The 11089-nt window shown below is 63.8% G+C and carries 9 protein-coding genes; 2 read left to right on the forward strand and 7 right to left on the reverse strand.

Going from position 1 to position 11089, the window contains the following annotated elements; genetic code table 11:
- Positions 1 to 15: 15 nt before the first annotated feature.
- The 3 genes from AC1RBA_RS27305 to AC1RBA_RS27315 form a co-directional block, all read right to left on the reverse strand.
- Positions 16 to 2280 carry an ATP-dependent DNA helicase gene (locus AC1RBA_RS27305; RefSeq protein ID WP_492420500.1) on the reverse strand — a complete coding sequence of 755 codons (2265 nt, stop codon included), beginning with the start codon at positions 2278 to 2280 and terminating at the stop codon, positions 16 to 18.
- A complete protein-coding gene (locus AC1RBA_RS27310) occupies positions 2277 to 3929 on the reverse strand; it encodes a VRR-NUC domain-containing protein (protein WP_492420502.1) in 1653 nt (550 codons plus the stop codon). The genes AC1RBA_RS27305 and AC1RBA_RS27310 overlap by 4 nt, the downstream gene beginning before the upstream one ends.
- Before the next feature lie 95 nt (positions 3930 to 4024).
- Complete coding sequence (locus tag AC1RBA_RS27315; protein ID WP_492420504.1) at positions 4025 to 4729, reverse strand: SMI1/KNR4 family protein; 705 nt, start codon at positions 4727 to 4729, stop codon at positions 4025 to 4027.
- 157 nt (positions 4730 to 4886) lie between these two features.
- Between AC1RBA_RS27315 and AC1RBA_RS27320 the strand changes: the two genes are divergently transcribed.
- A complete protein-coding gene (locus AC1RBA_RS27320) occupies positions 4887 to 6116 on the forward strand; it encodes an MFS transporter (RefSeq protein WP_492420506.1) in 1230 nt (409 codons plus the stop codon).
- A 170-nt stretch (positions 6117 to 6286) separates the two neighbouring features.
- Here AC1RBA_RS27320 and phaP read toward each other — a convergent pair whose 3' ends face one another.
- The 4 genes from phaP to AC1RBA_RS27340 form a co-directional block, all read right to left on the reverse strand.
- A complete protein-coding gene (gene phaP / locus AC1RBA_RS27325) occupies positions 6287 to 6898 on the reverse strand; it encodes a TIGR01841 family phasin (protein ID WP_070218072.1) in 612 nt (203 codons plus the stop codon).
- Between the two features lie 107 nt (positions 6899 to 7005).
- Entirely contained in the window at positions 7006 to 7200 is a 195-nt protein-coding gene (locus AC1RBA_RS27330) for a hypothetical protein (RefSeq protein WP_409026725.1), read from the reverse strand.
- Positions 7201 to 7247: 47 nt separating this feature from the next.
- A complete protein-coding gene (locus AC1RBA_RS27335; RefSeq protein ID WP_121669041.1) occupies positions 7248 to 9488 on the reverse strand; it encodes an ATP-binding protein in 2241 nt (746 codons plus the stop codon).
- A 91-nt stretch (positions 9489 to 9579) separates the two neighbouring features.
- On the reverse strand, positions 9580 to 10008 hold the full coding sequence (locus tag AC1RBA_RS27340; RefSeq protein ID WP_409026723.1) for a winged helix-turn-helix transcriptional regulator: 429 nt from the start codon (positions 10006 to 10008) through the stop codon (positions 9580 to 9582).
- A 114-nt stretch (positions 10009 to 10122) separates the two neighbouring features.
- On the opposite strand from AC1RBA_RS27340, the gene AC1RBA_RS27345 reads away from it, so the two are divergent.
- A complete protein-coding gene (locus AC1RBA_RS27345) occupies positions 10123 to 10974 on the forward strand; it encodes an SDR family oxidoreductase (RefSeq protein ID WP_492420509.1) in 852 nt (283 codons plus the stop codon).
- The last annotated feature ends 115 nt before the right edge of the window (positions 10975 to 11089 follow it).

Here is an 11089-nt window from a genome sequence, read left to right on the forward strand (position 1 = left end):
GAGATTAACCGCGTGCTATCCGCCAGCCAGCTGCACATCCCACCACGTGGGCAAGAGCTGGCGGATTTCCGGGCGTGAAAAACGGTCGTCGATCAGGTACACGACGCCCTTGTCCGACTGGGTGCGGATGACCCTGCCGGCCGCCTGCACCACCTTCTGCATGCCCGGATACAGATACGTGTAATCGTAGCCGGCGCCGAAGATGTCGCCCATGCGCTGGCGGATCTGCTCGTTGACGGGATTGATCTGTGGCAAACCCAAGGTGGCGATGAAGGCGCCGATCAGCCGGGCACCGGGCAAGTCGATGCCTTCGCCGAAGGCGCCGCCGAGCACGGCAAAGCCGATGCCGCGTGTTTCCAGGCCGAAACGGCCAAGGAATTGCGCGCGGGCACCGTCATCCATGCGGCGCGGCTGCTGCCAGATGGGCACGTCCGGGTAGTGCTGGGCGAACAGGGTGGCCGTCTTTTCCATGTAATCGAAGCTGCTGAAGAAGGCCAGGTAGTTGCCCGGCGTTTCCGCGTATTGCTTTGCCATCAATTGGGCAATGGGCAGCAGCGAAGCGGCGCGGTGCTGGTAGCGCGTGGAAATGGTATCGGCCACGCGCACGGACAGTTGTTCCGCCTGGAATGGCGATTCCACGTCGACCCAGGCCGTGTCGGCCGGCATGCCCAGGGTATCGCTGTAGTAATTCCACGGGCTCAGGGTGGCGGAAAACAGGGCCGTGCTGTGGCTGGCCGCGAAGCGCTCTTTCAAGAACGGTGCCGGCACGATGTTGCGGATGCAGACGGTGGAGCCCGTCTCCGTCTTGCTGACGTCGAACAGCGAATGCGCGCCAAAGCTTTCCGCCAGGCGGTTGATCAGCAGCACGTCGAAATAGAAGCGCTGCAAGTCTTCATCGAGCGCGGTAGCATGTTCGGCCATGTAGTCGCCGATGGCCGTGGCCACGCCTTGCAGGGCGCCAAAGAATTTGTCGGGCAAGGCGGCATGCACGTGGTAATCGCCATCCTGCTCCTTGAGCAGGGCCGTCCACTGGCGCGAGAGGCGGTCCAGCGGCTTTTTCAGTCCCTCGGGGGCGAACTTGCGCAGCATTTTCAGGTCGATCTGCGCCAGTTCGGCCGAATACATGCTGCGCGCGCGCGACACCATATTGTGCGCTTCGTCGACCAGCACATTGACTTTCCAGTCGTGGGCCAATGTCATGCCGTACAGCATGGCGCTGAGGTCGAAATAATAATTGTAGTCGCCGATGACGACGTCGCTCCAGCGCGCCAGTTCCATGCCCAGGTAATACGGGCAAATACCCTGCTGCAAGGCGACGGCGCGCACGGCTTCCTTGTCGAGGATCAAACCGCTGGCCAGCGCCACCTCGCGCGCCAGCGGCAGGCGGTCGTAAAAACCCTTGGCCAGCGGACACGATTCGCCGTGACAAGCCTTGTCGGGATGTTCGCAGGCACTGCTCTTGGCGCTCAGTTCCAGCACGCGCAAGGGCAGCAGCGGCGCGCTCTCCTTGAGGATGGCGCAGGCGTCGAGCGCCATCTGGCGGCCCGGCACCTTGGCAGCGAGGAAAAACAGTTTGTCGAGGCCATGCGCGGCCGTCGCTTTCAACATGGGGAACAGGCTGCCCACCGTCTTGCCGATGCCGGTCGGCGCCTGCGCCAGCAAGCCGCAGCCGCGGCTGCTGGCCTTGTACATGGCTTCGGCCAGCTGGCGCTGTCCCGGGCGGAAGTTTGCGTGGGGAAAGGCCATGGCCGTGAGCTGTGCGTCGCGGCTGGCCCGGTGCGCCATTTCCTGCTCGGCCCATTCCAGGAACAGCGCGCAATGCTGCTCGAAGAACAGGCGCAGCGCCTCGGCCGTGCATTCCTCGTGCATGACGGTTTCCTTCTGGCTGGCGATGTCGAAATACACGAGTGCCACGCGCAGCATGGGCAGGTTCAGCTGCTGGCACAGCAAGTGGCCGTAGATGCGCGCTTGCGCCCAGTGCAGCTGGCGGTGGTTGGCGGGCATCGTGTCCAGTTCGCCCCGGTAGGTCTTGATTTCTTCCAGCTGCCGCCGCGCCGGGTCGTAGCCATCGGCGCGGCCCCGCACGTGCAGGGGGCCGAAGTCGCCGCACAGGCTGATTTCGCGCTGGTAATCGTCGTCGCGCCGGCCCGTGACGGTGGCGTGGCCGGCCATGCCTTCCTGCGCCGTGGGCGAGGGCGTGAAACGCAGGTCCAGGTCGCCCACCTTGGCCGTGAATTCGCACAGGGCGCGCACGGCGATCGTGTACCTCCTGGCGCTCATGCCGCCGCCTGCCATTGCAGATAGCACACGCTGACGGGCATGGCGTGCTGGGCGCAATACGCGATCCAGCGCAGCTGGTTGTCTTGCAGGCGGTCGCCCGGACCCTTGACTTCGATCATTCGGTAGCGCCGTTCTGCCGGCCAGAACTGGATCAGATCAGGCAAGCCGCTGCGGTTGCTTTTGATATCGAGCAAGATGCGCTCGAACGCCTTCTTCAGGTGCGCGGCGGGCATGCAGGCCAGCGCCAGGTCCAGCAAGCCGTCGTCCAGCGCCTCCCAGCTGACGAAGGGTGAGGCGATGCCGTGCTTGGCAGCAAAGGTGGCGTGGATGGCGGCGTGGTAGCCGCCGTCGTCCAGTTGCGCCAGGCAGGCGGCGAAGTCAATGCTGCGGCGCTGGTAAAAATCGGCGCTGTGCAAGTCGGCCGGTCCACGGTGGAACGGGTGGAAGAAAGCGCCCGGCATGGCCTTGAAGATGGCGGGCCAGCACAGCAGGCCGAACAGCGAGTTGATCAGGGTGTTTTCCACGTAGTACACAGGGGCATCGTCCTGCATCAGGTGTTGCCGCACCACCGTTTCCACGTAGCACGCCTGTTCCGGGCAGGGCAGCAGCAGGTCGATGCGGTCCACGGCGGCGGGGGTGCTGGTTGCCTGCTTCGCATGGCCCAGCTTGCGCCGCAAACGGGGGGCCATGCGCAGCAGCAATTGTTGTTCCGCCTCGCTTTCCGGCGCCGCCAGGGCGATCGTCAGGCGTTCATAGGCCGCTTGCGGCTGCTCGTCTTTTTCCAGCACGCGGATGGCGCGGCCCCGCGCGCCCGGATAGCGGCAATCGGCATAGGCGCGGTAGGCGGCCGGCCAGTCCTGGCATTTTTCCAGGTGCTGGGCGATCTGGAAACGCAGCTTGTCGCGCCGGCTGGCCAGCCAGGTATTGTCTTCTGGCAATGGCAGCGCCGCCAGTTCCTGCAGCACTTCGTCCGCCGGTGCGCTGTCGTTGTAGCGTTCCCGGCACTGGTGCAGCACTTCATAGTGCTCGATATCCTGGCGCGTGCGAAAACCGCGCGACTCGGGCGAAAATTCCACTCTTTCATATTGATACACGCCCAGGTCGGACAGCACGAATTCCGACCAGTCCTGATGATAGTTGCCAAAGTAAATCAGGCGCAGGCGGTCGCACAGGGGCTGCAAACCGATGCGGTACAGCACGTCGCTGCAGGCCGGATGCCAGGCGGAAAACGGTCTGTGTTCCCCATGCTGTTCGCGCAAGACCTCCAGCTGCTCGGCCTTGCGCGCCGCCTTCAGGGACGGGGCGAGATCGAAAGCCTGGGCGATTTCCGCTTTCAGCAATTGCTCGAACAGCTCGTCGAGTGCAATGACGGGATCGGCTTCCACCCATGCCAGGGCCAGCAAGGGCAGGGCGGCCGCGCGCGTGTCGCCGATTTCCGGATAATTGAGCTTACTGGCGCGAAACAGGCAGCCCTTGCGCATGACAAGGCGCACGAACAGGGCGCGCGACGGCTGCGGCAGTGCGCCGAAGTCGGCGATGAAGCGCGTTTCTTCAGGGCTCAGCAGATCGGCGTAACGGGCGCTGATCCAGCTCAGCACGTCCTGGAAATTATCCAGATAGTACAGGGGATTTTCCAGGACTCTCAACATGGGGATGGCAATAGGGCAAGATGCAAGATGATCGGTTTTACTGTGTTTATATACAGTTTAAACCTTCAGCCGCCGCTTGCCCAGCGATTTTATGCTCAGCCAGCCGCGCTGTAGGCAAAACAGGTATCAAACTTTTCGTAGGGAATCAGTTCGGCGCGCAGGCTGGCCAGCTCGATATCGGTCAGCAAGCCCCGGTGCGCCTGCTTGCGTCCTTTCGGCAACGCCACCTCGTAATCGAGGATGTCCCTGGCCAGCAAGGTTTGCAGCACGTCGGCTTGCCGCGCCGTCAGGTAGCGCGCATGCGTGCCCAGGGTGTTGGCCAGCTGTTCCCTGAATGCCTCGTCGCTGACCTCGTTATAGGTATCCTGATCCGCCATGCTGTTCAACAACATGTGGAACACGAAATCCTGCAGGTTTTTCGCCAGGTACTGCGCTTCATTCTGGTCATGCCACAGCAGCACGACGGGCATGTCGCCGTCCTGCTGACCGGAGGCGAAAAAGCAGTAGTGGTCGCCCGCGCCCGTTTGCGCGAACGGGATGAAGCGGAAGGCGGGATCGATCTGCCGGTAATCGTCCGCGTCGCGCAAGGTGTCCGCCTCTTCGGCCACGGCCTTGATGTTGAGCAATTCGAAATCATCGGCATGCAACAGCAGGGTAGGGCGCTCCGTCAAGGTGGGATAGACCAGCTTGTACCAGTCGGGCCCGTATTCACCCACGGCCAGCATGCCGTCGCGCTCGAGCTGGCGATACAGCGCAGGATAGATAAAGCCGTGTTTGCTTTCCATTTCTGACAGCGTCATGTTTGTCCTGTTCAACGTGGGTCATGGCGGCATGATAGCCGAGGCGATGCCTGGCACGCTTCACGGCGGCAAGGATGAGCATGATTAATAGATATTTCAGTTTGCTTGTGTGGCATGGTCAACGTATGCTTGCCAGACTAAAATTCGCTGAGCCCGCATGAAAAACATCATCCTGATTTCCGCCGCCTGTTTGCTGGCGCTGCTGTCGACCATCGGCGCCTCCTTGCCATACCCGATCCTGCCGCCCCTGTTCGCGGCCGAGGCGCCCAATGCCTTCAACAATTTCCTCGGCTTGCCATCCAAATTGCTGTTCGGTCTGGCGCTGACCATCAACCCGCTCGGTTTGCTGATCGGTTCGGCCCTGCTGGGGCCGCTGTCCGACCGCTATGGCCGCCGCCCCTTGCTGATGCGCACGGCAGTGGGCGCCGCCATCGGCCATGCGATCACGGCCTGGGCGCTGGTGATCCAGTCCTACCCGCTGTTCATCGTCGCCCGTTTCATCACGGGTTTGCTGGAGGGTAACGGCGCCGTGGCGCGCGCCATGCTGGCGGACCAGCTGACGGGAGCGCTGCGCCTGCGCGCCATGTCGTGGCTGAACGGCGCGTTTTACCTGGGCTGGCTGGTGGGTCCGATCCTGGCGGGCGCGACCCTGCATTGGGGCGTGACGGTGCCGTTCTGGATCGCCGCCGCCGCGCTGATGCTCGTCGCCGTGCTGGTGGCTGTCGGCTTGCCGCGCGAAACGCCCTCGCTATTGAAGACGTCGTGGTGGCAAGTGGCGCGCGACCGCCATTCGCTCAATTTGCTGCGCCATGAGGAGTTGCGCACCCTGTTCATCGTGCAACTGGCGTTCACCTGCGGCGTGGCCAGTTTTTATGAGTTCTACCCGCTGTGGCTGGTCGAGACGGCCCATTATCATGCGCAGGAGATTGCCTGGGTGAATGTGGGCCTGTGCGGCACGATGACGATTACGTCCTTGCTGGCGGGCGGTCCCAGCCGCCATGCGCCGCTGCTGCGCGCCTGCTGGTATGCGTGCGGCGTGGCGCTGGCCGTCGGGATATTGGCGCTGGGTAATATCTGGGTGGGCATCGCCGCCATCGTGCTGTTCGGCATTCCGAATGCGCTGTACAACACGGTCATACAGGGCTGGTGCGCCGAGCGCTTCAGTGCGCACGGACAGGGCGCCGTGATGGGCTTGCTGGCCACCACCTTTTGCATCGCCAACATCGTCGTGGCCCTCAGCGGTTCCGTGCTGACCCTGATCGACACGCGGCTGATCCTCGTCGCCGGCGCCTTGTCCGCCGCCTGGGCCGCATGGCGCATGGCGGTCTGGCGCCGCCAGCTGGCCGGAACCGTCGAGGCGAAGGCTCGCCAGGATTTCTGCAGCTAGGCTCAGGCTATTTCGGGGGTGTGGGAGGGGGCGAATACCGGACCCTGCCGGTGAATTCTTGTAGGTCGGGTAGGTCGGATTAGCGCGCAAGCGCGTAATCCGACATCACCATGAGCGCCAGCAGTGCGTCGGATTACGCGCGGCCTTGCCGCGCTAATCCGACCTACGGCTTACTTTTTAGCAGCCTTCGGTTTGGCCGCCGGCGCCGCTTTTTCAGCCGCAGCCTGGGCGCCGGCCGTCGCTTTTTCCGTGGCCTGCGCCACTTGCGCGCTGGCCTTGGCGATCTGCTCTTCCACGGTCTTCACGGCCTGTTTCGTGGCCTTGGTCACTTGCTCGTAGCCGAGGAAGGCGTTGTCGATGGCGGCCTTGACGATGGCGACGGCGTTTTCCGAGCCTGGCGGCACGTTTTTCGTGACGTCGTAGATCAGGGCGCTCAGATTGCTTTTCGCTTCGGCCACATGGGCTTCGGCGGCCGTGGTGAATTCCGTGTGGATTTCCTTGATGATGTCGTCGAGTTGCTGTTTATACGCTTTTGCGCCGGCCACGCCCGGTTGCAGCTGGGCGGCGGCGGCGGCCATGGCGGCCTTCGGATCCTTGGCCTGGCTGATTTCCTTGCCGGCGGCAAGGCCATCCTCGATGCCGGACTTGGCGGTGGCCATGTTCAATGCCAGCACCTGTTCCACGCCTTGCACGGCTTTGGAAGTGAGGGTGTTGAAGGTCATCAGCTGGAATTCAAACAGGGCCTTGGTGGCCGATGCGAATTGTTCGGGATTCGTAAACATGTGGTCTCCTCGGTTTGAATAGATACGTTCTTATCGTTCCATACTCTTTCGACGCCGCATTGCCATCGCTTGATCTCAAGCCGGTGCCCCGTGTGGTCATGGCCCCATTATTTAACAAGCGCCGGTTTTTCGCAACGGCTATCTTTGTACGGTCCCGAGGCCAGTTCCCAGCCAAATCCGAGGGTGGACTGGGCGCACGACAGGGTGCCGTCGATCTTGCTGCGCCATTTGTACCAGGGCGCCGGTCCGGCCGTGGCGTACCCGCAGGCGGCCAGCAGGGCCGTGGCGATCAGGTATTTCATAAGTACTCCGAAAGAAAAGCCTGCCGGCATTGTAGCGTGCCTGCCGTTCAGGGGGCGGGCGATTGCGGCGCCACGGCCGGCAGCTGCAGGGTGAAGGTGGTGCCGCTGGCGTCGCCGATGCTGCTGGTGGCGTCGATATGCCCGCCCAGCACGCCCGTGACGATGTTGTGCGCCACATGCAAGCCCAGGCCCGAACCACCGGAACCGAGCTTGGTCGTGAAGAAAGGGTCGTAGACGTGCACGAGGTCGTCGGCGGCGATGCCCACGCCCGTGTCGGCGATGGACATGGTGATCGTCTTCCCGTCGTCGCTGCCGCGCGCCCTGACGTTTATGGTGCCGCCGCTGCGGCCCTCGAAGGCGTGGCGCAGGCAGTTTTCCAGCAGGTTGCTCAGCACCTGGCCCAGTGGACCGGGATAGCTGTCCATCGCCAGGCCCTCCGGCACGTCCTGCGTCAGGCTCAGGCCGGCGGCCTTGAGCTGCGTGCACAGGGGCAGCATCAGCTCGGCCACGAACTGGCGCAGCAGGAAGTGGCGGCGTTGCGAACTGGCGCGGTCGACGGCGATCTGCTTGAAGCTCGAAACGAGGTCGGCCGCGCGCTGCAGGTTGCGCAGCATGATGGCGTCCGCCTCGCTGGCCTGGGTCAGGTAGGCGCCCAGTTCGGAGCGGCGCAGGCCATCGAGAAAGCTGGCCTGGATTTCGCGCGTGCGTTCGGCCATGGTGGTGGCCACCACCAGACCGTTGCCGATCGGCGTATTGAGTTCATGCGCAATGCCGGCGACGAGCGCACCGAGCGCGGCAAGCTTGTCGCGGCGCACCAGTTCTTCCTGCGTGATGGACAGGTTTTCCAGCGCGGCGGCCAACTCGCGGTTCGTCTGCTCCGAGTGTTCCTTGGCCTGCGTCAGGGCCGCAGTGCGTTCGGCCACCAGCTCTTCCAGGTGGGTGCGGTGGCGTTGCAGCTCGCGTTCATGGCGCATGCGGCCAATCGCGATGCCGGCCAGGTCGGTGGCCGTGTCGATCAGTTCCAGGTCGCGCGCATCGGGCTGGCGTACTTCGCGGTAGTACATGGCGAAGGAACCGAGCACGGCGCCATCCTGGCCGAAAATGGGTTGCGACCAGCACGCGCGCAAGCCGAACGGCGCGGCCAGCTCGCGGTAGGGCGCCCACAGCGGATCGCGCATGATGTCGCTGACCACCACCTGTTCGCGCAGGAACATGGCGGTGCCGCAGGAGCCCACGCCGGGGCCGATGGCCACGCCTTCTAGCAGGGCCATGTACTCGGTCGGCAGGCTGGGACCAGCCGCGCTGTGCATGTGGGTGCCGTCGTCGTCGAGCAGCATGATGGAGCACAGCACGCCGCGCGACTGGCCTTCGATCAAGAGCAGCAGCTGGTTCAGCGTGGGGATCAGGGGCGCGCCCTTGGCGACCATTTCCAGCAGGGCGCTCTGGCCCGAGCGCATCGCTTCGGCGAGGTTGCGTTCGGTCAAGTCGATGATGCGCGCATGCACGAGCTGGCGGCCCGGCACGGACAGGCGCATCAGGCGGATTTCGCAGGCGATCGGGTGGCTGTCGCGGTGGCAGCAGCTGGCGCGGAAGACGACGATCTTGCCTTGCAGGGTATCGCGGATCTTTTCTTCCAGCAGCTGCGGCGAGGCGCGGCCATCGCTCTGATGTTTGGGGAACAGCGGCTCCATGCCGCCTTGCAGCAACTCGGCCAGCGGCATGCCGAACAGTTCTTCGGCCAGGTGGTTGGCGTCGATCAGCAGCTCGTTGTCGATATCGAACAGCAGCACGGCGTCGGGTGAACCGGCCAATATCGAGTGGTAATTGACTTCCAGCGTTTGCGGATGCACGGGGCGCGGCGGCGTGGCGGCATGCGGCGCGGAAGCTTCGGCCTTGTGCAAGGCCAGTTCCATGAGGATTTTTTCCGCCACGTCGCGCGCATTGAAGGGCATCTTGATGTAGTCGGAAGCGCCGGCGCCCACGCTGCGGCCCTGCTCCTCGGCGCTGGGCGTGGCCGACATCAGCAGCAGGGGCACGCTGTGGCGTCCGCCCGCATTGCGCAGACGCATGCAGGTGGCGCCGATATTCGAGCCCGCCAGAGCCGCGTCGAGCAGGATCAGGTCCGTGCCGCCGGCCGCCAGTTCCACGCCTTCGTCGATATCGCCCGCCAGCCCCGTGCCCAGGTTATGCCGGTCCAGCACATACAGCAGTTCGCGCACTTCGTTCGGCGAATTGCTGACCAGCAGCACATTGGCCCGGTCGGTGATGGAAGAAATCAACTGATTCATGGTGTCGCGCCCTTACGCGGTTCATGGGCCTAGTATTACATCAAGGCAAGTAGGAGTAAACGATAATTCTTGATGATCAAAAGCAATCTGCTCAAGCCGCATTTTGCGCTGGCGGTGCCGCATCCAGGGCCGCGCGCGCCTGTTCGATGCGCGGGTAATTGTCTTCGATCCAGTCGACCAGCACGGCCAGGCGTTCGGCCGCCTCGCGCCCCAGCGGCGTGAGGCTGTATTCCACCTTGGGCGGGATCACCAGATACGCCTGGCGCAGCACGAAGCCGTCGCCCGTCAGCGCTTCCAGGGTTTGCGCCAGCATTTTTTCGCTGACGCCGCCCACTTCGCGGCGCAGTTCGCTAAAGCGCCGCGTGCCGCTCAGCAGCAGTACCAGCACCAGCACGGCCCAGCGGCTGGTCAGGTGGCTGAGCACGGCGCGCGACGGGCAGGTGGCCGCCAGCAGGTGCGCCTCCTGATTCTGGCGGGCGAGGGCGGCGCGCAGGCTGGCGCCGGGAGTGTCTGTGGGCATGATAGTTGGTCTTCAATGTGAGGGTAATCCATACTTACCAAAAGGTACGTACTTACAATAAGTAAGTAATAGTCCTATTATAGGGTTTTACCAGCCACCCTCCAAGGAGAAATCATGATCGTCATCACCGGCGCCACAGGCAATCTGGGCCAGCACGTCATTGCCAGCCTGCTCGCATCCGTTCCCGCAGCCAATATCATTGCCGCCGTGCGCAACCCGACCAAGGCCGCCGGCCTGGCCGCCCGGGGCGTGCAGGTCCGCCAGGCCGATTACAACGACGGCGCCAGCCTCGATGCGGCCTTCAAGGGTGCAACGAAAATCTTGCTGATTTCGTCGAGCGAAGTGGGCCAGCGCGCGCAGCAGCACCAGAACGTCATCGATGCGGCCAGGCGCGCCGGCGTTTCCCTGCTGGCCTATACCAGTGTCCTGCGCGCCGATACGTCGCCGCTGGGCCTGGCCACCGAGCACGTGATCACGGAAGCGGCCATCCGCGCGTCGGGCCTGCCGTACACGTTCCTGCGCAACGGCTGGTATCTGGAAAACCATACGGAACACCTGGCGCCCGTGCTCGAGCATGGCGTCGTGCTGGGCGCGGCGCAAAACGGCCGCTTCTCGTCCGCCGCGCGCGCTGACTACGCGGCGGCCGCCGCTGCCGTGCTGACGGCGGACCAGCCGCAAGCGATCTATGAACTGGCCGGCGACCACGGCTTTACCCTGGCCGAGTATGCGGCCGAAGTGGCGCGCCAGTCGGGCAAGGCGATCGTCTACAAGGATTTGCCGCAGGTGGACTTCAAGGCGGCGCTGGTGGGCGTGGGCGTGCCGGAAGGGTTTGCCGAGTTGCTGGCCGATTCCGACGCGGGCGCGGCCAAGGGCGGCCTGGAAGACCATGGCAAGCAATTGAGCGCGCTGACAGGCCGTCCGACGACGACGCTGCTTGACGCCGTGAAGGCGGCGCTGGGCAAATAAGGGGAGGGAGGGCGCCATGGCAACACATGGCGTTCTGCAATGAAAAAAGCCGCAAACTCGTGAAAGTTTGCGGCTTTTTTGCGAATTAGGTAATGGTGCCCACGAAGGGACTCGA

The sequence above is a fragment of the Janthinobacterium sp. GW823-FHT03B06 genome (assembly GCF_058796955.1).

Coding starts and splice junctions, on each gene's coding strand:
- phaP (WP_070218072.1), bottom strand. CDS start 6,898: ATGTTTACGAATCCCGAACAATTCGCATCGGCCACCAAGGCCCTGTTT.
- AC1RBA_RS27330 (WP_409026725.1), bottom strand. CDS start 7,200: ATGAAATACCTGATCGCCACGGCCCTGCTGGCCGCCTGCGGGTACGCC.
- AC1RBA_RS27310 (WP_492420502.1), bottom strand. CDS start 3,929: ATGTTGAGAGTCCTGGAAAATCCCCTGTACTATCTGGATAATTTCCAG.
- AC1RBA_RS27315 (WP_492420504.1), bottom strand. CDS start 4,729: ATGACGCTGTCAGAAATGGAAAGCAAACACGGCTTTATCTATCCTGCG.
- AC1RBA_RS27305 (WP_492420500.1), bottom strand. CDS start 2,280: ATGAGCGCCAGGAGGTACACGATCGCCGTGCGCGCCCTGTGCGAATTC.
- AC1RBA_RS27340 (WP_409026723.1), bottom strand. CDS start 10,008: ATGCCCACAGACACTCCCGGCGCCAGCCTGCGCGCCGCCCTCGCCCGC.
- AC1RBA_RS27335 (WP_121669041.1), bottom strand. CDS start 9,488: ATGAATCAGTTGATTTCTTCCATCACCGACCGGGCCAATGTGCTGCTG.
- AC1RBA_RS27320 (WP_492420506.1), top strand. CDS start 4,887: ATGAAAAACATCATCCTGATTTCCGCCGCCTGTTTGCTGGCGCTGCTG.
- AC1RBA_RS27345 (WP_492420509.1), top strand. CDS start 10,123: ATGATCGTCATCACCGGCGCCACAGGCAATCTGGGCCAGCACGTCATT.